Source organism: Microbulbifer marinus, assembly GCF_900107725.1.
GTDB lineage: Bacteria > Pseudomonadota > Gammaproteobacteria > Pseudomonadales > Cellvibrionaceae > Microbulbifer > Microbulbifer marinus.
This window is the reverse complement of record NZ_FNQO01000002.1, coordinates 578,833-599,256: the sequence shown is the minus strand read 5'-3', so window position 1 is coordinate 599,256 and position 20,424 is coordinate 578,833. Positions and strand designations below refer to the sequence as shown.

18 protein-coding genes are annotated in these 20,424 nt (G+C 60.2%); 16 read left to right on the top strand and 2 right to left on the bottom strand.

The genetic code is table 11. From position 1 onward, the window contains the following. Nucleotides 1-244: 244 nt before the first annotated feature. The 14 genes from mnmG (at nt 245) to BLW36_RS10505 (ending at nt 13,335) form a co-directional block, all read left to right on the top strand. Nucleotides 245-2,134, top strand: coding sequence for a tRNA uridine-5-carboxymethylaminomethyl(34) synthesis enzyme MnmG (gene mnmG, locus BLW36_RS10575; protein ID WP_091388038.1), 1,890 nt, complete (start codon nt 245-247; stop codon nt 2,132-2,134). A gap of 61 nt (nt 2,135-2,195) precedes the next feature. Next, nucleotides 2,196-2,843, top strand: coding sequence for a 16S rRNA (guanine(527)-N(7))-methyltransferase RsmG (gene rsmG / locus BLW36_RS10570; RefSeq protein ID WP_091388036.1), 648 nt, complete (start codon nt 2,196-2,198; stop codon nt 2,841-2,843). Between the two features lie 144 nt (nt 2,844-2,987). Continuing rightward, nucleotides 2,988-3,794, top strand: coding sequence for a ParA family protein (locus tag BLW36_RS10565; RefSeq protein ID WP_091388034.1), 807 nt, complete (start codon nt 2,988-2,990; stop codon nt 3,792-3,794). A 16-nt stretch (nt 3,795-3,810) separates the two neighbouring features. Then, nucleotides 3,811-4,710, top strand: coding sequence for a ParB/RepB/Spo0J family partition protein (locus BLW36_RS10560; protein WP_091388032.1), 900 nt, complete (start codon nt 3,811-3,813; stop codon nt 4,708-4,710). Nucleotides 4,711-4,965: 255 nt separating this feature from the next. After that, a complete protein-coding gene (locus tag BLW36_RS10555; RefSeq protein ID WP_091388030.1) occupies nt 4,966-5,328 on the top strand; it encodes an ATP synthase subunit I in 363 nt (120 codons plus the stop codon). 43 nt (nt 5,329-5,371) lie between these two features. Further along, on the top strand, nt 5,372-6,298 hold the full coding sequence (gene atpB, locus BLW36_RS10550) for a F0F1 ATP synthase subunit A (protein ID WP_091388028.1): 927 nt from the start codon (nt 5,372-5,374) through the stop codon (nt 6,296-6,298). A 66-nt stretch (nt 6,299-6,364) separates the two neighbouring features. Next, on the top strand, nt 6,365-6,613 hold the full coding sequence (gene atpE / locus BLW36_RS10545) for a F0F1 ATP synthase subunit C (protein WP_067084854.1): 249 nt from the start codon (nt 6,365-6,367) through the stop codon (nt 6,611-6,613). 52 nt (nt 6,614-6,665) lie between these two features. Then, on the top strand, nt 6,666-7,136 hold the full coding sequence (locus BLW36_RS10540) for a F0F1 ATP synthase subunit B (RefSeq protein WP_091388026.1): 471 nt from the start codon (nt 6,666-6,668) through the stop codon (nt 7,134-7,136). 12 nt (nt 7,137-7,148) lie between these two features. After that, on the top strand, nt 7,149-7,685 hold the full coding sequence (locus BLW36_RS10535; protein WP_091388024.1) for a F0F1 ATP synthase subunit delta: 537 nt from the start codon (nt 7,149-7,151) through the stop codon (nt 7,683-7,685). Between the two features lie 52 nt (nt 7,686-7,737). Next, nucleotides 7,738-9,282 carry a F0F1 ATP synthase subunit alpha gene (gene atpA, locus BLW36_RS10530; RefSeq protein WP_091388022.1) on the top strand — a complete coding sequence of 515 codons (1,545 nt, stop codon included), beginning with the start codon at nt 7,738-7,740 and terminating at the stop codon, nt 9,280-9,282. 72 nt (nt 9,283-9,354) lie between these two features. Next, entirely contained in the window at nt 9,355-10,215 is an 861-nt protein-coding gene (gene atpG / locus BLW36_RS10525; protein WP_091388020.1) for a F0F1 ATP synthase subunit gamma, read from the top strand. 38 nt (nt 10,216-10,253) lie between these two features. Beyond that, on the top strand, nt 10,254-11,657 hold the full coding sequence (atpD, locus tag BLW36_RS10520; RefSeq protein ID WP_091388668.1) for a F0F1 ATP synthase subunit beta: 1,404 nt from the start codon (nt 10,254-10,256) through the stop codon (nt 11,655-11,657). Between the two features lie 18 nt (nt 11,658-11,675). Then, nucleotides 11,676-12,095 carry a F0F1 ATP synthase subunit epsilon gene (locus BLW36_RS10515; protein WP_091388018.1) on the top strand — a complete coding sequence of 140 codons (420 nt, stop codon included), beginning with the start codon at nt 11,676-11,678 and terminating at the stop codon, nt 12,093-12,095. A 250-nt stretch (nt 12,096-12,345) separates the two neighbouring features. Continuing rightward, complete coding sequence (locus BLW36_RS10505; RefSeq protein ID WP_211567183.1) at nt 12,346-13,335, top strand: patatin-like phospholipase family protein; 990 nt, start codon at nt 12,346-12,348, stop codon at nt 13,333-13,335. Nucleotides 13,336-13,356: 21 nt separating this feature from the next. On the opposite strand, the gene BLW36_RS10500 is transcribed toward BLW36_RS10505, so the two are convergent. Further along, the gene (locus tag BLW36_RS10500) at nt 13,357-14,949 is read right to left on the bottom strand and encodes a tetratricopeptide repeat protein (protein WP_139304860.1); all 1,593 of its coding nucleotides are present in this window, start codon (nt 14,947-14,949) and stop codon (nt 13,357-13,359) included. 288 nt (nt 14,950-15,237) lie between these two features. On the opposite strand from BLW36_RS10500, the gene BLW36_RS10495 reads away from it, so the two are divergent. Then, complete coding sequence (locus BLW36_RS10495; protein WP_091388012.1) at nt 15,238-15,870, top strand: glutathione S-transferase family protein; 633 nt, start codon at nt 15,238-15,240, stop codon at nt 15,868-15,870. A 103-nt stretch (nt 15,871-15,973) separates the two neighbouring features. Here BLW36_RS10495 and BLW36_RS10490 read toward each other — a convergent pair whose 3' ends face one another. Continuing rightward, nucleotides 15,974-19,327, bottom strand: coding sequence for an amidohydrolase family protein (locus BLW36_RS10490; protein WP_091388010.1), 3,354 nt, complete (start codon nt 19,325-19,327; stop codon nt 15,974-15,976). 303 nt (nt 19,328-19,630) lie between these two features. Here BLW36_RS10490 and BLW36_RS10485 point away from each other — a divergent pair, with 303 nt between their 5' ends. Beyond that, entirely contained in the window at nt 19,631-20,422 is a 792-nt protein-coding gene (locus BLW36_RS10485) for a formate/nitrite transporter family protein (protein WP_091388008.1), read from the top strand. The last annotated feature ends 2 nt before the right edge of the window (nt 20,423-20,424 follow it).

Sequence of the window (20,424 nt, the reverse complement as noted above, 5' to 3'; positions counted from 1 at the left end):
GGTTATACAAGAAATCGCCGGCCCTAATAAAAACAACTAATACAAAACCCTACCTATACAAGAAATGTATAAGTTAATTAATCATTAAAAGAGAACCGGCAACCCTCTGGTCAATTCTTGATCGGGCGGGAAGGGGCTACTCGCCTTATAGTTCCAGAAGGCAAATACCCAGCGGCACCAATTGCTGTATTGCACCAACTGCCTATAAAATGTGCGCCCTTTTTTACACCCTGTGACTGTGGCTATGGATTTCCCCAAGACATACGACGTGATAGTGATCGGCGGCGGCCATGCCGGCACCGAGGCCTCGCTGGCGGCTGCGCGTATGGGGGCGACCACACTGCTGCTGACGCACAACATCGAGACGCTGGGGCAGATGTCCTGCAATCCGGCCATCGGCGGCATCGGCAAGAGTCACCTGGTCAAGGAAGTGGATGCCCTCGGTGGCGCCATGGCCGAGGCCACCGATCTGGGCGGCATCCAGTTCCGTGTACTGAACGCCCGCAAGGGCCCCGCGGTGCGGGCGACTCGCGTCCAGGCGGACCGCGCCCTGTACCGGGCGGCGATCCGTTCGATTCTTGAGCGCCAGCAAAACCTGGAGATCTTTCAGCAGGCTGCGGACGACCTGATCGTCGAGGGTGAGCGCGTCGTCGGTGTCGTCACCAATGCAGGCGTGCGCTTTCGCGCCAAGACGGTGGTTATCACCGCGGGTACCTTCCTCGGTGGGCGTATCCATATCGGCCTCGACAGCCACTCCGGCGGCCGCGCCGGGGACCCGCCGTCAATTGCACTGGCGGAGCGGCTGCGCGAGCTGCCCTTCCGCGTCGAGCGCCTGAAAACCGGCACGCCGCCGCGTATCGATGCGCGCTCGGTCGACTTCTCCGGTCTCGAGGAGCAGTGGGGCGACAGCCCCACCCCGGTGATGTCCTATCTCGGCAACCGCGACCAGCACCCGCGCCAGGTCTGCTGCTGGATCACCCACACCAATAGCCGCACCCACGACGTTATCCGCGGCGGCCTGGACCGTTCGCCGATGTACTCCGGTGTCATCGAGGGCATTGGTCCGCGCTACTGCCCGTCCATCGAGGACAAGGTGCACCGTTTCGCCGACAAGGACAGCCACCAGATCTTTATCGAGCCCGAGGGCCTGACGACCAACGAGCTCTACCCCAATGGCATCTCCACCAGCCTGCCCTTCGACGTGCAGATTGAGCTGGTGCACTCGATCAAGGGGTTCGAGAAGGCGCACATTACCCGCCCGGGTTACGCCATCGAGTACGACTTTTTCGATCCGCGCGACCTGCTGCCGTCTCTGCAAACCAAGTTTATTCAGGGCCTCTACTTCGCTGGCCAGATCAACGGCACCACCGGCTACGAAGAGGCGGCCGCCCAGGGCCTGCTGGCCGGCGCCAATGCCGCGCTGCAGGCTCAGGGCAAAGAGCACTGGTCGCCGCGCCGCGACGAGGCCTATCTCGGTGTGCTGGTGGACGACCTGATCACCAGCGGCACCAAAGAGCCCTACCGCATGTTCACCAGCCGCGCCGAGTACCGGCTGTTGCTGCGCGAGGACAACGCGGATCTGCGCCTGACCGAAAAGGGCCGAGAGCTCGGCCTGGTCGACGACGCGCGCTGGGCCGCGTTCAGCGACAAGCGCGAAGCCATCGCCCGCGAGGAGCAGCGCTTGCGCGATACCTGGGTGCACCCGCAGACGCCGCAGGCTGCCGCCGTCGAAGTGAAGTTGCCGCAACCGCTGGCACGCGAATACAGCCTGATGGACCTGCTGCGCCGACCGGAGCTGGGTTACGCCGATGTGGCGTCGCTGAAAGGCGAGCCGGTTCAGGACGAGCAGGTGGCTGAACAGGTGGAGATCTCCGCCAAGTACGCCGGCTATATCGATCGCCAGCGCGAAGAGATCGAGCGCCTGCAGGCCTACGAGGACACGCCGATCCCGGCGGACTTCGACTACAGCGAAGTTTCCGGCCTCTCCAGCGAGGTGAAGCAGAAGCTCGGCGATACCCGCCCGGACACGCTGGCGCGCGCATCGCGGATTCCCGGTGTCACCCCGGCCGCCGTGTCACTGCTGCTGATCCAGTTGAAGAAGCGCGGCTTGCTGACCCGCAAGAAAGCCGTGTAACCAGTTTTGATTTTGCCGCCCCACGGGGTCTGATTGGGGAGATCTGACAATTACTTCGCAGATGGAAGAATTCCGCCCGCGCCTGTGTGACGCGGCCGCGCAGATGTCGGTGGCGCTGAGCCCCGAACAGCAGGACAAGCTGCTGGAGTACCTGGCGCTGTTCGCACGCTGGAACGCCGCCTACAACCTGTCGGCGATTCGCGACCCGCAGCAGATGCTCGAGCGGCACATCATCGACAGTCTAAGCGTCGTGAACCTGTGTGGCGAGGGAGCGATCATCGACGTCGGCAGCGGCGGCGGCCTGCCCGGCATCCCGCTGGCGATTGTGCACCCGGACAGGCCGGTGACCCTGCTGGACAGCAACGGCAAGAAGACCCGTTTCCTGTTTCAGGTGGCGAGCACCCTGCCGCTGCCCAATGTGCAGGTGGTCAACGAGCGGGTGGAGGAATTCCAGCCGGCGCAGAAGTTCGCCTGCGTGGTCTCCAGAGCCTTCGCTTCCATTGTCGACATGGTGAATGGAAGTGAGCACTTGCTAGCGCCCGGTGGTAAGTTTTACGCTATGAAGGGCAAGTTACCGGAAGATGAGTTGAGCGCACTTCCAAAAGGGATTAAGGTCGAACGGGTGCACCCCCTGTCGGTACCGGGTTGCGACGCGGATCGCCACCTTATCGTACTCGCCCGCGATGAAAAGCGCGGCAGCCTGGCGTAAATCCCGCAAATCTAGACGCTTAATTTTGCAAGACCTGCGCACTCCCTTTTCAAGGACAAGAGTGCCAATCGATGCCGGCTTTCCGCGGCGAAACTCGAAAAGCATCGGGGAGAGCGCTTTTCGGGAGAACAAAGGATAAGAACCTTGAGCAAGATATTTGCTGTGGCCAACCAGAAAGGTGGTGTGGGCAAGACCACCACCTGTGTGAATCTGGCCGCATCCCTGGTCGCCAACAAGCGCCGCGTGCTGCTGATCGATCTCGATCCGCAGGGCAATGCCACCATGGGCAGCGGCGTTGACAAGAGCGAACTGCAGCTTTCCAGCTACGACGTGCTGGCTTCCGAGCTGCCCGCCCGCAAGGCGATAGTCTCTACCGAGAGTGGTTACGACCTGATGCCGGCCAACGGCGACCTTTCCGCCGCCGAGGTGGAGCTGTTGGACATGGACGGGCGCGAGTCCCGCCTGCGTCGCGCCCTGCGCGACGTCGCCGGCAGCTACGACTACATCGTGATCGACTGCCCGCCGTCCCTGAACATGCTCACGGTCAACGCCCTGTGCGCCGCGCACGGGGTGTTGATCCCGATGCAGTGCGAGTACTACGCCCTCGAGGGCCTGTCCGCGCTGATCGATACCATTACCCAGATTCAGCGCGCCGCCAACCCGGAACTGAAGATTGAGGGCATCCTGCGCACCATGTATGACCCGCGCAACAGCCTCACCAGTGATGTGTCCGAACAGCTGTCGGAATACTTCGGTGAGCGTCTCTACCGCACCTGCATTCCGCGCAACGTACGCCTGGCCGAGGCGCCGAGTTTCGGCAAGCCGGCGCTCGACTACGATCGCCACTCCAAGGGCGCCATCGCCTACCTGGCGCTGGCCGGCGAAATGACCCGCCGCCACGCCGCCAATCAGTCTCCCAATCAAAGCCGCCCTGTGGCGGAAGCGGTTTAACCAGAGGTACTAAGTTATGGCCGCCAAACGCAAGGGGCTGGGCCGGGGCCTGTCGCACCTGATCAGTGAAAATGCCAGCGAAGCCATCGCGGTCGCCACCGGCGACAATGCGGCGGCGGTCGCCGACGGAGAATTGCGCGAACTGCCGATCGAATTCCTGCAGCGCGGCCGTTACCAGCCGCGCCGGGACTTCCCGCAGGAGTCGCTGCAGGAGCTCGCCGACTCCATTCGCGCCCAGGGGATCATGCAGCCGATCGTGGTGCGTCCGGTGGGCGACAGCAAATACGAAATCATTGCTGGCGAGCGCCGCTGGCGCGCGGCACAGCTGGCGGAACTCGATCGGGTACCGGCACTGGTACGCCAGGTGTCGGACGAAGCTGCCATCGCCATGGCGCTGATCGAGAACATCCAGCGCGAAGACCTGAACCCGATCGAGGAGGCCGCGGCGCTGAAGCGACTGCAGGACGAATTCCAGCTGACCCAGCAGGAAGTCGCCGATGCGGTGGGCAAGTCCCGCACCGCGGTCACCAACCTGTTGCGCCTGTTGAGCCTGACGGAAGAGGTACGCACCTTCCTCGAGCGCGGCGACCTGGAGCTGGGCCACGCCAAGGCCCTGCTCGGCCTCGCCGGCGAAACCCAGCGCGCCGCGGCCCGCCAGGTGGTCGACCGTGGTCTCACCGTGCGCCAGACCGAAGCGCTGGTCCGCCGCCTGCAGCAGCAGGCGCAAAATCCCGCCCCGGCCAAACCGAAAGAGGATCCGAATATCCGCCGCCTGAGCGAGCGCCTCGCCGAGAAGATCGGTGTGCCGGTGGCCATCGATCACAACGACAAGGGCGTCGGCCGCCTGGTGCTCAAGTACAGCAGCCTGGATGAACTGGACGGCATCCTCGCCCACCTCGGCTACAGTGAGGACTGATCCCTCCTGGAAAATCGTGCGCCAAAATGGCGCGCGATTCCTTTGTTGGCGAACACTCACTCCGTTGACTATTTGTAGTTACTCCGTCGACAAATGGTGGGTAAAAACCATCGAAATTTAAACAACTTGGCGACATTTGCCGGTTGAACCCGCGATGCGGTTGCTCCTATAATTCGCTCGCCCAAAAATTGGGCGGACAGCGCACTAAAACCTGAGTCCCTGAACTCGAACAAACTGGGCCGGCTTATCCCGCCTATGACAAAACCCCCAGTGTTAGTGATTGCCGCGGTACAGCTGTTGCTGGTATCGGTGGCGGGTGCAGTATTGCACCTGAATGGCAATCCGGTGACTGCCCTGTCCGTATTTATTGGCGGTGCCCTGTGCGCACTGCCGAATGCATATTTTGGCCTGCGCGCCTTTCGCGACAGTGGAGCGCGCGCGGCACACCGGGTGGTAGGGAACTTCTACCGCGCGGAAACCGGCAAATTTGTGATGACCCTGGTGGGGTTCGCGGCGGTGTTCGCCGCGGTCAGGCCGCTGAATGCCGCGGCTCTGTTTATCAGCTACGGCCTCTGTGTGATCGTGCAGTGGGTGTTGGTAGCGCGTCTGGTCCGCTGACCGGCGCAGGAAAGAATTCATATTTTACGATTGTTGAGGAACTATGGCAGGCGAAGCTCAAACCGCAACGGGGTATATCCAACACCACCTGCAGAACATGGCCTACGGCAAACTGCCGGCCGGCTATACCCGTGCAGATGGCACTGTACTCAGTGAACCGACCTGGACTCTGGCGCACTCCTCGCAAGAGGCTGCGGACATGGGCTTCTGGGCCCTCCACCTGGATACGCTCGGCTGGTCCATCGGCCTGGGCCTGCTGTTCTGTTTCCTGTTTGCGAGCGCGGCCAAGAAGGCCACCCCGGGCGTGCCCGGCGGCTTCCAGAGCTTCGTCGAGCTGGTGACCGACTTTATCGACAAGCTGGTCAAGGAAACCTTTCCGCACCGCAACAGCATGGTCGCGCCGATGGCGCTGACCATCTTCGTGTGGGTGTTCCTGATGAACCTGATGGACCTGATTCCGGTGGACTGGCTGCCGATGGTCGCGGCCAAGGCCTCGGGTAACGATCACCTGTTCTTCAAGGTCGTGCCCACCACCGACCCGAATGCCACCCTGGGCATGGCCCTGGCTGTATTCGCGCTGATGATTTTCTTCAGCGTCAGGGAGAAGGGGCTGGTTGGCTTCATCAAGGAGCTGACGCTGCACCCGTTCCACACCGGCAAGTGGTACTTCGATATTCTGCTGATCCCGTTCAACTTCCTGCTGGAAGCGGTATCACTGATTGCCAAACCGATCTCCCTCGGCCTGCGTCTGTTCGGTAACCTCTACGCCGGTGAGATGATCTTTATTCTGATCGCGATCGTATTCGGTGTCGGCGTGCTGGGCTTTATCGGCGCCGGTCTGATGCATATGGGCTGGGCGATTTTCCACGTACTGGTAATCACCCTGCAGGCGTTCGTGTTCATGGTGTTGACCACCGTTTACATGGCGATGGCACACCATCGCGACGAAGAACACGAGCACGATCAATAAGTTTTTGACAGTTAACCCTTTACTTAACCTTTACAACAACTCTTTACCTTTACTTTGGAGAACACAATGGAAGCATTAGGTCTGGTTTACATCGCAAGCGCACTGCTGATCGGTCTGGGTGCACTGGGTACCGCTATCGGTTTCGGCACCCTGGGTGGCAAGCTGCTGGAAGGTTCTGCGCGTCAGCCGGAACAGGCTCCGGCTCTGCAGGGCAAAATGTTCCTGATGGCGGGCCTGCTGGACGCCGTTCCGATGATCGGTGTTGGTATCGCCATGTACCTGATCTTCGCGGTAGCTCCTGGTCTGGCTGGTTAATTCCATCGTTCCAATTGCCCTTAACCCTATTTAAAGAGCAAGAGGTGTCGGTGTGAATATCAACCTGACTCTAATCGGCCAGTCGATTACTTTCCTGTTTTTCGTCTGGTTTTGCTGGAAGTTTGTCTGGCCGCCGCTGCTGGGCGTGATGAAAGAGCGCGAGCAGAAAATCGCGACCGGTCTCGCAGAGGCCGAGCGTGCTGGCAAGGATCTGGAACTGGCTCAGCGCAAGGCTGCCGAGCAGCTGAAGGAAGCCAAAGAGCAGGCTGCAGAGATTATCGATGGTGCCAACAAGCGCGCCAATCAGATTATCGATGAAGCCAAGCAGGCCGCGCTGGCTGAAGGCGACCGCCTGAAGGCGGCAGCCAAGGCTGAGATCGAACAGGAAGTTAACCGCGCCAAAGAGCAGCTGCGGGCACGTGTTGCCGAGCTGTCTGTTGCTGGTGCGGAGAAGATTCTCTCGGTCAATATCGACGCCAAGGCGCACGACGACCTGATCGAAAAACTGGCAGCCGAGCTGTAAGCGAGGAACCCCATGGCGGAACTCAGCACACTGGCCCGGCCCTACGCCAAAGCGGCATTCAGCTACGCGCAGCAAGCCTCCGACCTCGCCGGTTGGAGCGCTGCGCTGGCCACTGCGGCGGCGGTCAGCCAGAGCGAAAAAGTGCGTGAGCTGCTGGAAAATCCACAGCTCACCAGCGAAGAGCGCGCAGGTAAATTCCTGTCGATCTGTTCAGACGATCTCAGCGATTCCGGCAAGAACTTCATCCGGCTGCTGGCGGAAAACAACCGCCTGCCGCTGTTGCCGGAAATTTCCGCGCTGTTTGAAGAGCTGAAGGCGAAGGCGGAAGCCACCCTGGACGTGGAAGTCGTGTCCGCACGCGCTCTGAGCGATGCCCAGACGCAGCAGATCACCCAGGCGCTCAGCAAGAAGTTTGAACGGGAAGTGCACCTGCACAGCTCGGTGGACGAAGGTCTGCTGGGCGGCGCGATTATCCGCGCGGGTGACACAGTAATCGACGGCACTGTGCGCGGCCGACTGGCCAAACTCGCCGAGGCGATGAACTCCTAATTTACCTTCCCGACAGGCCGTGAGGCATGGTCGGGAATTCGAGGAACAGAGCATGCAGCAACTGAATCCCTCCGAGATCAGTGAAATTATCAAGAGCCGCATCGAAAGTCTCGATGTGAGCACCCAGGCCCAGAACGAGGGCACTATCGTTTCCGTTTCCGACGGTATCATCCGCATCCACGGCCTGGCCGATGTGATGTACGGCGAGATGATCGAGTTCGAGGGCGGTATCTACGGTATGGCGCTGAACCTGGAGCGCGACTCCGTTGGTGCCGTAATCCTGGGCGACTACAAATCCCTGGCCGAAGGCCAGAAGTGCCGCTGTACCGGCCGCATTCTGGAGACCCCGGTGGGTCCGGAACTGCTGGGCCGCGTGGTAGACGCACTGGGCAACCCGATCGACGGCAAAGGCCCGCTGAACCACAAGCTGACCGACGCGGTAGAGAAGGTAGCGCCCGGCGTTATCGCCCGTCAGTCTGTTGATCAGCCGGTACAGACCGGTCTGAAGGCGGTTGATACCATGATCCCGATCGGTCGCGGCCAGCGCGAGCTGATCATCGGCGACCGCCAGATCGGTAAAACCGCCGTTGCGATCGATGCGATCATCAACCAGAAAGGCACTGGCATTAAGTGTATCTACGTTGCCGTTGGCCAGAAGCAGTCCTCTATTGCCAACGTGGTGCGCAAGCTGGAAGAGCACGGTGCGATGGATCACACCATCGTGGTTGCCGCCGGCGCTGCCGACCCGGCCGCGATGCAGTTCCTGGCTCCGTATGTCGGCTGCACCATGGGCGAGTACTTCCGCGATCGCGGTGAAGACGCCCTGATCATTTACGATGACCTGACCAAGCAGGCTTGGGCCTACCGTCAGATCTCCCTGCTGCTGAAGCGCCCGCCGGGCCGTGAAGCCTACCCGGGTGACGTTTTCTACCTGCACTCCCGTCTGCTGGAGCGCGCCGCGCGTGTTAACGCCGACTACGTAGAGAAGTTCACCAATGGCGAAGTGAAAGGCAAGACCGGCTCCCTGACCGCCCTGCCGATCATCGAGACCCAGGCCGGTGACGTTTCCGCGTTCGTACCGACCAACGTGATCTCCATTACCGACGGCCAGATCTTCCTCGAGACCGATCTGTTCAACGCCGGTATCCGTCCTGCAATTAACCCGGGTATCTCTGTATCCCGCGTTGGTGGTGCGGCGCAGACCAAGGTGATCAAGAAACTGTCCGGTGGTATCCGTACCGCACTGGCCCAGTACCGCGAACTGGCGGCATTCTCCCAGTTTGCCTCCGATCTGGACGAGGCCACCAAGGCCCAGCTGGATCACGGTGAGCGCGTCACCGAGCTGATGAAGCAGAAGCAGTACTCCCCGATGTCAATCGCGGAAATGGCTGTTTCCGTTTACGCCGCCGACAAGGGTTACCTGAAAGACGTGGAAGTTGCCAAGGTGCTCGACTTCGAATCCGCCCTGCTCGCTTACATGAACAGCGAACACGCAGAGCTGATGGAAAAAGTGAACAGCACCGGCGACTACAACGACGAAATCGACGCCGGCTTCAAGGCCGCCATCGAGAAGTTCGTCGCCACCGGTAGCTGGTAATTCCGCTACCCGCCCTCTCCCTCCGGGAGTGGGCGGGATATAAGGAAGAATCGAGCAAAAAGGTAAATCACTATGGCAGGCGGAAAAGAAGTACGCACAAAAATTGCCAGCATCAAGAGCACGCAGAAAATTACCTCCGCGATGGAAATGGTCGCGGCGAGTAAGATGCGCAAGGCTCAGGATCGCATGGCACTGGGACGTCCTTACGCCCAGCGCATACGCGCGGTGATCGGCCACGTCGCACACGCCTCGGCCGAGTACCAGCATATCTACCTGCAGGAGCGCGAGGTCAAGCGGGTCGGGTTCATTCTGGTATCCACCGATCGCGGCCTCTGTGGCGGTTTGAACATCAACATGTTCAAGGCGGCCATTCGCGAAATGCAGGCCTGGTCCGAGAAAGGCGCCGACGTCGAGATCTGCGCGGTGGGCAACAAGGCGGCCGGTTTCTTCAACGCCATCGGCGGCAAGGTTGTGGCCGCGTTGCGCGATGTGGGTGACCACCCCACGACGAACCAGCTGATCGGTTCGGTGAAAGTGATGATGGACCGCTTCGCGGAGGGTGATATCGATCGCCTGTTCCTGGTATCCAACGAGTTCATCAACACCATGTCGCAGAAGCCGCGGGTCGAGCAATTGCTGCCGCTGCCGAAAGACGACGACGACATGCTCAAGCACGAGTGGGACTACCTCTACGAGCCGGACGCAGTCGAGCTGCTGGACGGACTGCTGGCTCGCTACATCGAGTCCCAGGTGTACCAGGCTGTGGTTGAAAACAAGGCCTGTGAACAGGCCGCGCGCATGATTGCAATGAAGAGCGCCACCGATAACGCCGGTGAGCTGATCGACGCATTGCAGCTTGTGTACAACAAGGCGCGCCAGGCGGCCATTACCCAGGAGCTGTCCGAGATTGTGGGCGGCGCCGCAGCGGTTTAAGGCGGCTGAGAACAGAATTGAAAGTTGAGGATCCGGAAATGAGTAACGGGCAAATTGTGCAAGTGATCGGCGCGGTGATCGACGTGGAATTCCCACGCGATTCCGTACCGAATGTTTACGACGCACTCGTGTGTGAGGAGAAGAACCTCACCATGGAAGTGCAGCAGCAGCTGGGTGACGGCGTAGTACGCGCCATTGCCATGGGTTCATCCGAAGGTGTTCGCCGCGGTCTGGCGGTAACCAACACCGGCGCACCGGTTTCCGTGCCGGTTGGCCACGAGACCCTGGGCCGCATCATGGACGTGCTCGGCAACCCGATCGACGAATGTGGTCCGATCGGCGAGAAAGAGCGCGCCTCCATTCACCGCGCCGCACCGACCTACGAAGAGCAGTCCAGCTCCACCGAACTGCTGGAAACCGGCATCAAGGTAATCGACCTGGTATGTCCGTTCGCCAAGGGTGGTAAGGTTGGTCTGTTCGGTGGTGCCGGTGTAGGTAAAACCGTAAACATGATGGAACTGATCAACAACATCGCCACCGAACACTCCGGTCTGTCCGTGTTCGCTGGTGTTGGTGAGCGTACCCGTGAAGGTAACGACTTCTACCACGAGATGCAGGAAGCCGGCGTTGTAAACGTCGAAGACTTCGGCAAATCCAAGGTAGCGATGGTCTACGGCCAGATGAACGAGCCGCCCGGCAACCGTCTGCGTGTAGCCCTGACTGGCCTGACCATGGCCGAGAAGTTCCGTGATGAAGGCCGTGACGTACTGCTGTTCGTCGACAACATCTACCGTTACACCCTGGCCGGTACCGAAGTATCCGCCCTGCTCGGCCGTATGCCGTCTGCGGTAGGGTACCAGCCGACTCTGGCGGAAGAGATGGGCGTGTTGCAGGAGCGTATTACCTCCACCAAGACCGGCTCCATTACTTCTATCCAGGCCGTATACGTACCGGCGGACGACCTTACCGACCCGTCTCCGGCCACTACCTTCGCGCACCTGGACTCCACTGTAGTACTGAGCCGCGACATCGCCGCCAAGGGTATCTACCCGGCTGTGGACCCGCTCGACTCTACTTCCCGCCAGCTGGATCCGCTGGTGATCGGTCAGGAGCACTACGAAACTGCGCGCGGTGTGCAGTCTGTTCTGCAGCGCTACAAGGAGCTGAAGGACATTATTGCTATCCTGGGTATGGACGAACTTTCCGAGGAAGACAAGCAGATCGTGGCGCGTGCGCGTAAGATCGAACGCTTCCTGTCCCAGCCGTTCCACGTGGCGGAAGTATTTACCGGTGCGCCGGGCAAATACGTGTCCCTGAAAGACACCATCCGTGGTTTCCAGGGTATCCTGAACGGCGATTACGACCACATGCCTGAGCAGGCCTTCTACATGGTAGGCACCATCGACGAAGCGGTGGAAAAAGCCAACAAGGCGAAGGGCTAAGCGACAGAGGCAGACAATATGGCCATGACAGTACATTGTGACGTTGTCAGCGCCGAGCAGTCTCTCTTCTCCGGACTGGTGGAGATGGTGATAGTGAGCGGCATCGAAGGGGAGCTTGGTATCTCCTACGGTCACGCGCAGCTACTCACCGCTCTGAAACCCGGTCCGGTGCGCATCATCAAGAAAGGTGGTGAAGAGGAAGTGCTGTTCGTCAGCGGCGGTTATGCCGAGGTGCAGCCGAATATGGTGACCATCCTCGCGGATGTGGCCGAGCGCGAAATCGACGAAGAGGCAGCGCAGAAGGCCCGCGAGGAAGCGGCCCACGCTCTGCACAAGGCGCCCTCCGAAATCGACTATGCGCGCATCTCCGCCCAGCTGGCCGAAGCCGAGGCGCGCCTGCGCACCCTGCAGGCAATCCGCAAGGCGGCCGGTAAGTAATCAGTTCTTACGTCTCCGTAAGAGCCTGTTTACAGGCGATCGAAAAAAGCAGCTTCGGCTGCTTTTTTTGTGCCCCCATTTTCAGTTTTTCATTGTAGGTCCCGGCCTTAATCACCTTCGTCCTCGCCGGGCGAGTATGGCGGTGGGATCGCAGGCGGTTCTTGCGCCGGCGGGAACTGACACTAGTATCTGGCCTCGAATGTAACTCGTCGCTTCTCTCGAGCATTAATGTAAACAGGAAAGACAGCACGTGAATTCCAATCCAGCACCTCGCATCGGTATCGCGCTCGGCAGTGGTGCCGCCAAGGGTTTCTCCCATATCGGTGTCCTCAAGCTGCTGGATCAGATGGGCATACGCCCCCATGTGATTGCTGGCACTTCGATGGGGGCCTTCGTCGGTGCGGCCTATGCCGCGGGTAACCTGGCGGAGCTCGAGGAATGGGTTCGTCGCCTGGATAACTGGCAGGTGTTTTCGTTGCTGGATATCAACTGGACGCTGAGTGGCGGTGTGCTCGGCGGCCGGAAGCCGTTCAATGCATTTTTCGATAAAGTCGAATACGAGTGCATTGAGGACCTGCCAATTCCTTTTACGGCGGTGGCCACGGACCTGCACAGTGGCCAGGAGATATGGTTGCAGCGTGGCAATCTGCGCGATGCAGTGAGTGCGTCGTGTGCCATCCCCGGGCTGCTGTCGCCAAAGCGGCTGTCCAATCGCTGGCTGGTGGATGGTGCGGTGGTGAATCCTGTACCGGTGGACGTCTGTCGGGCCATGGGCGCCACCCGGGTGATTGCAGTAGATGTGACGGAAGATGGTGTGCCGCTGCAAGACCGCCAGCAGGGCATGGTGAAAAAAGTCGTCAGTGAAGCGACCCCACCGCCGGAAGTGGAACCGGAACTTGTGAATGAGCTGGTGAACGCGGACGCAACGCGTGAAGCCCTGTCGTTTAACAATCTGGTAGAGCAAGGCAAAGCGCATCTTGCCCAGTTGAGTGTGCGTCTGACAAAGCGAGATCAGCACGCGCCGGGTATGCTCGATACCATGTCCTCCGCGATGGATATACTCGAGCGGCGCCTGAAGCGCACCCGCCTGGCAGGCTCCCCGCCGGATGTGCTGATCATGCCCAAGGTCGGCAGCATTGGCGGCATGGAATATGCGCGGGCGGCGGAGGCGATTGACGCCGGCGCAGCGGAAGCGGAACGGTTGCGCCCCTGGCTAGAGGATATGATTCTGCACCACTAAGCCGGGCTGCGGTTGGCGCGGCTACTGATCGGAGAGAAATTTTCGGGCCTGTTGCAGTGCTTCCCGCTGGCTAGCCTCGGCATCGGCTATTTCCAGCAAGCGGCGATAGTATTTCTCAGTATCCGCTTTTCTGCCCACTGCCTGTGCGGCCAGCGCGGCGCCATATAATCCGTTAAAGCGCGACGGATAAAGTTCGAGACTTTTTTTGTAAGCCTGTAGCGCCCCCTCCGGCTGCTCCGCGGCCAGCAGCATATCGCCAAGCAGTTCCCGCGCTGGCAACAGTGGCCCCGGGGTTACCGGATGCTTTTCCAGGCCGTCTTCCTCTGCGGCCGCCTTGCGCATCAGTGTGATAGCACCTTGGCTGTCGCCGTCACTGAAGCGCGACCAGGCACGCACCGCCTGCCGCTGAGAATCCACCAGCGCCGCCCAGTAATCCTCTTTGGCTTCAACAGTGTGATGGTAAAGTTCGTCGAGTCGATCGGCCGCTGTGTTTGCCGCGCTCACGTCGCCGGATCTGGCCGCACCGATACCGCGGGCAAAATAAACCATCGCCTGAACCCACGGATATTTCTGCCACGGAAAGTTGCCGTGGGAAACGGGTGATAGTGCTGCGGCCTCCTGCCATGCATGCCGCTCCAATGGATAGCGGGAGCGGGCCGCGGCAATACCGAAAGCCGCGGCGAAAGCGTCCTGGGGATTGTTGGCGCTCAGAACCTGTTCGAGTACCGCCTCCGCCTTGGCGTCCCTACCCTGCTGCAGATACGCGTACATCAAATAATCCAGCGCGTGAAAATAATGCAGCGAGGTCGCGTTGCCTGCCGGTTGTTTCCGCGCCGCCGCTGCGGAGCGGATATTCCAGTCGATGGTGTCGGGCCAAAGACCGAGACGCACAAAAATATGGGTTGGCATATGCAGCGCGTGCGGCACTTCGGGCGCTATCTTGTCGTAGCCGCGCGCTATGGTAAGCGCCTCGGCTGCCATGGCGGGATTATCGTGGGCGTGGATCGTATAGTGATTCACACCTGGATGGCTGGGGTTGTCGCGGTACAGCTGCTTCAGCAGTGCGCCGGCCTGCTTTTGCTGCCGATAGGATCTGTCGTCCATCGGTGCAGAGGCCAGTAGTGACAGGGCATAGAAAGCACCGGCATCGACATCGTCCGGATATTGGCGATGGATTTTCGCCTGCGCCGCACTCCACTCATGAAGCCTTTCACGGTGCTTGGCGGGACTCCAGTCGCGGTAAAAAGCGGCAGCCGCATCGATGTAGGATTTCTCCCGTTCCGTACCCGGTTTTAATTGCTGTGCGCGGTGAATGGCGTCGCTACCCCGCGCCAGCTCCTCTTCGGATGGCGGCGCCCACAGTGGGTGAAAAGCGGCCATGGCGATGCCCCACGGCGCCAGCGCACATGTGGGATCCTGCTTCGCGATATCTGCAAATGCTTCGGTCGCCTGCTCGTACATCATGTGATGTAACAGCGCCAGCGCGTGATTGATTTGTACAGTGACGGCTTTATCGCAGGAGTTTTCGAACTCCACTTTACCGATGTTGTCCTGTCGCTGCGCGTGTACGGCGCCACACAACAGGAGTGCTCCGAACAGTGCGGCTATTCTCAACTTTCCTTTTGACCCTGCCATGTGAGATTGCCCTACCTGCACCAGTTGAATTAGTCACGAGTTTAGGTTCTGTGAATAGATTTGCCTGTTAAAGGCGCTGCTAACCAAATCTCGTCGGCTAACAGGCCGTAACAGTTTCCAATACGCGCCAACTGGGCGAATGTCACTGTGTGTTCATTTCCTCGGTGGTAAATTGCCGTAATCGGATCAACGCACTTTTCTCGCGTTAACTGACCGATAAAAACAACCCGGAAAACGGCCGCAAGGAAATGCGGCGCAGGAGAGAATATGAGCAGCGATCTTGTTTTTTATACCAACCCGCAGTCCCGCGGTCGTATCGTGCGCTGGATGCTCGAGGAGCTGTCGGTACCCTATCGCACCGAAGTGCTGGAATATGGCACCTCAATGAAATCTCCCGAATTTTTGGCGATCAACCCCATGGGCAAGGTGCCGGCTATTGTGCACGCTGGCAATGCGGTCACTGAGTGCGCCGCCATCTGTGCATACCTGGCTGAGGCTTTCCCTGAAGCCGGTTTAGCGCCGATCGATAATGCAGAGCGCGCGAACTACTTTCGCTGGCTGTTCTTTACAGCCGGCCCGGTCGAGGCCGCCATAACCAACAAAAGTCTGTTCGGCAGCGATCCTGCACCGGAAAAAGAGCGTATGGCCGGATATGGTAATTACGCCACCACCATCGATGCCCTGTCTTCTGCAGTGAAGAAAAACCCCTATATTGCCGGCAATCGCTTTACCGCCGCGGATGTTTACGTGGGAGCCCAGGTTGGCTGGGGTCTGCAATTCGGCACTATTGAAAAGCGCGATGAATTCATCGCTTACTTTGCGCGAGTCAGTGAACGCGAAGCATTCGGGCGAGCCAACGAAAAGGACGATGCGCTGGCCAAAGAGCCCAGCGAGGCATAACCAGGCGCGCAAAAGAGTGCCAACAAAAAAAGGCCGGCAGATTCATACTGCCGGCCTTTTGTGTTGGTAAGGATGCCGGCGCTATCGGCCGGCAATTTGACCGTCAATGTACCCAGTGGTGGCGTTCCATTTTCTGCTGGATAGCCTCCGCCGTGGGTGCCGGCATGGCGCTGATCGGCAGGCGCTCGTGGAAAAACGCGAGGCGCTCCTCGCTGTCCACTTCATTCATCGTCTCCGCCTCAAAAACGCGGCCGTTAATCACCGTATAGGTGATGTTCTCGGACTGGCGCAGGTTTTCCAGCGGGTTACCATCGACAACGATCAGGTCCGCGAGCTTGCCCGGCTCGATGCTGCCGATGTCGCTGTCCATGCCCAGATAGCGGGCGCCATCGATGGTGCCGGCACGGAAGGCTTCCCAAGGAGTGAAACCGCCCTGCTCCATCATCCACATTTCCCAGTGAGCACCGAGTCCCTCGCGCTGGCCGTGGGCGCCGATATGCACGGTCACGCCTCTGTCGCGCAGCTGCTTCGCGTGCCTGGCCACATTAATGTGGTTGTAGTGGGAATCCGGCGCGGTCGGGCGGCGGATACTGCGTGGATTGACAATAAAGTCGGGGGTGAAGGTAGTCAGGCGCTTGTCCTTCCACACCTCGGTGCGATCGTACCAATAGTATTCTCCGGAGAGACCGCCATAGGCGACGACAAAGGTCGGCGTATAGCCCACTTTCGTCTGACCCCACAGCTGCTCCACATCCGCGTAGACGTTGGCTATCGGCAGCGAGTGCTCTACCCCGGTATGGCCATCCACAATCATATTCATGTTGTGCTGGTACTTACCGCCACCTTCCGGCACCACCATGATGCCCAGTTCGCGGCCGGCCTGCAGAACCTGCTGGCGCTGCTCGCGGCGCGGCTGGTTGTAGCTCTTCACGGAAATCGCGCCCATGTCCTTCAGGCGGCCGACATGGAATTCGGCGTCCTCCAACGAATTGATCTTGGCCTTGTAGCCCGGTCCCTTGGCGCCATACAGGATGGTGCCGGTGGAAAAGATGCGCGGCCCGGTGATGATGCCGGCCTTCTGCATCTCGGCGGCGGAGAAGATCTCGCTGCTGTCGTTGGACGGGTCGTGAATGGTGGTGACACCGAAGGCCAGGCTGGAGAACAGATTCCAGTTCTGCTGTGGAATGATCTCCTCGCGGCCCTGGGCGCCGTGGGCGTGGGCATCGACCAGCCCCGGCAGGACTGTCTTGCCGGTGACGTCGATACGCTTGGCACTGGCGGGAATCTGCACCTGATCCGCAGCGCCCACCGCGACGATGCGATTGCCGCGAAACAGCACTACGCCGTTGTCGATGATTTCGCGAGTCTGCTCGGCATCGCGCATAGTCACCACGGTGCCGCCAGTCAGTGCGACCAGTTTGCCGGAGTTGTCGAATGCCTGGGTGAAGCTCAGATCGATGCCCTGCTCTACCGGACCCGGCAGCTCCGCCGGTGCGCCGGCGACAAAACTGAAGGCGTCCTTGAGCTGGCGCTCGAACAGTTTTGGCCCATGCGCCCAACCCAATGTGCGGCTGTCGGCAGACCAGTGCAGGTTTTCACCAGCTCGCTTGGACACCTGGGTCACTTCGACCGCCTTGCTGTCCGGGCCGATGACTTCGGATTTGCCGGTGTGCATAAACGGCGCCACATAGGCCTTGAAGTCCTGGGTGAAGGCCACCCAGCGGCTGTCCGGCGACACGCGGAAGGAGGTGATTTCCGCCCCGTGCAGATGCTGGCGCTCGTCCTTGCCGTTGCTGTCGACACTCTTCAGCAGGCGCTTGCCGCCATCGGCCGGGTCGAAATCGGAAAAGTAGATGCGGTCGTCGTCGGTACCGAAGTGCGGCTCGAAGCCGGATTCGAAGATACGGCGCTGCCAGTCTCCATCCGCATCGGCCAGGTAGATGCCGGGCTCGAGCGAGTATTCCGGACTCAGCAGATAGCCACCGGTGAAGCGGCGGAAGGCGACGCTATCGCCGCTCGGGGAGAAACTCGGCTCCACATACAGGCCCGGCTGGCGGGTGATATTTTTGCCGCGGCCGCTGCGGGCGGATACCACGCGCACATGGCCGAGCTTTTCGTCGTCCCAGCTCACGTAGGTGATCTGGTTGCCGTCGCGGGACCAGCTCGGGTAGAACTCGAAATGGTCGTCCTGGCGCGTCAGGCGGCGGCGCTCGCCGCTGGCGACGTCCTGGATGTAAATCTTGCCGAGAGCCTGGAAGGCGATCTGTTTGCCGTCCGGGGACTTCTGCGCCCAGCGGATCATCTTCACCTGAAAATCCGCCGGCGCCACATCGACCGGGAAGCGCACGGCGTCCGCGACCCGTTTTTCTATCTTGATATGTGCCGCTATCTCCTGCGCGCCGCTGCCATCTGCGGCGATACGCTGGAACTTGCCACGGGTCCAGACGATCAGGGACTTGCCGTCTGGCATCCAGTCGTACTGCACATAGTTTCCATGGACGCCGAAGGTCTCCTGCAGGTCGCGCTCCAGCTCACTGTAGATCGGTGTTTCCAGGCCGGTCTCCAGATCCTTCAGGAACAGCGTGGTGTTGAAGTCCTGACGGCGGATAAATGCCAGTTGCTTACCGTCTGGTGATGGCACCGGCGCAATGGCGCCGCCGGGGCCGGAGACGAAGGTCTCTTCCTTGCCGTCCTGCAGGTCGTAGCGGTTGATGGCGAAGATCTGCTGGGTGGAATTCTTGTTGTACTCCCACACGGTGCCCGCCGTGGTATCGATGGAGTAATAGACGTAGCGCCCGTCCGGTGAGAAGGCCGGATCGGCGATATTCTTCTGCGCGATGTCGCCGCCCAGGCGCGCCTTAAGCTGGCGCCCTTCGCCGCCGCCGTAGTGATACATCCAGATCTCGCCAGCGGGGATACTGCGGCCGGACATAAAGCCCTTGCGTGCGACCAGGTACTGGCCGTCCGGGCTCCAGTTCGGCGAGTGCACCAGGTTTTCCTTCTCGGTGGTCAGCTGGCGCAGGTTGTCGCCATTGCGGTCCATGACCCAGATATTGTCGGCACCGTCGCGGTCGCTGATAAAGACGATGGACTTGCCATCGGGGCTGAAGCGCGGCTGGGTGTTCCAGGCGATCTCGTTGGTCAGCGCCCGCGCCGCACCGCCGGAGACCGGTACTGTGTAGAGGTCGCCGAGCATGTCGAACAGGATGGTCTTGCCGTCCGGGCTGATATCCAGATTGCTCCAGGTGGTTTCCGTGGTGTCCAGTTGGATCGGTTTGAATTCGTAGGGGGGCTGGTTCACGTTCCAGCTGGGAGCCTGCTGCGGCTGCTCCCCGGCGTCTTCCACAGCCCCTTTCGTGGTGTTGGCCTGCGCCACTGACGCGAGTGGCAGCGCCAGTGTCAGTGCGGTCATGCCCAGCAGCTGCTGGACGATACTTGCCTGTTTGCTTTTATTCATGCGGGAAATACCTCCGCCGCGCCTTTTGAGCGGGGCGGTTATCCGGTGATTAGCGGTTTTCGCTACAACGATTATTTTGCCGACGACAAGCTACCGGCTTTGTGCGCAGCCGGCAAACAAGTTACGGCGAACAGCAGCTAATTGCGCTGAACAGAGCCGTTGTACAGGTATTCTGAACTACGTGCTGGTTTCGGTCACAGGCGCTGCCCGCTCCGGCTCGCCGCCGCCGGCGGGTGCGTGCAACTAATCTTTGGTAAACGGCGTGCTTCCATCGCCGCAGGGCTAACACGGTGGCCGACAACCATGCCCAGTGAATCCGACCGTCCCAAAAGCGACCGCGAAATCCTGAAGGAGCAGATGGATGCGAGTTTGCACGAGTACGAGCGCGGCAACAGTTCGTTGCTGCTGTCCTCGATCGCCGCGGGACTGGAGATAGGGTTCAGTTTCTTCCTGATGGCAGCGCTCTATACCCACTTCCACGCACTGGTGGGAGAGCAGTTGCTGCACTTCATCATCTCCCTGAGTTATCCGATCGGCTTCGTGCTGGTCATCATCGGCCGCACGGATCTGTTTACCGAGCACACGACGCTGGCGATTCTGCCGGTGCTGGATAAAAAACAGCGCTGGTACGATCTGGGGCGTATCTGGTCGGTGATCTACCTGGGCAATATCTGCGGCGCCCTCGCCTTCAGCGTGATCTTCGTGCACTTTGTGCAGATCAGCCAGCATATCGACAGCAGCGCCTTCGCCTATTACGGCGCCAAGATGACCGCGGACAGCAGTTCTGCGCTGTTTATCGGCGCCATCTTCGCCGGCTGGTTGATGGGGTTGCTGGGCTGGGTGGTCACGTCCTCCAGCGACACCATCGGTCGCATCGTCGTCATTATCGCGATCACCTTCGTGATCGGGCTCGGTGGTCTGGCGCACTGTGTCGCCGGGGCGGTAGCCATTTTCAGCGCCTGGCTCGGCACGCACGACGGGATCAGTGTCGGCGACGTGCTCCGTTTCCAGGCCATTGCCACCATTGGCAACACTATCGGCGGGTCGGTATTCGTCGGATTGCTGAAATACGGTTATATCGCCAGTCGGCGCTAGGG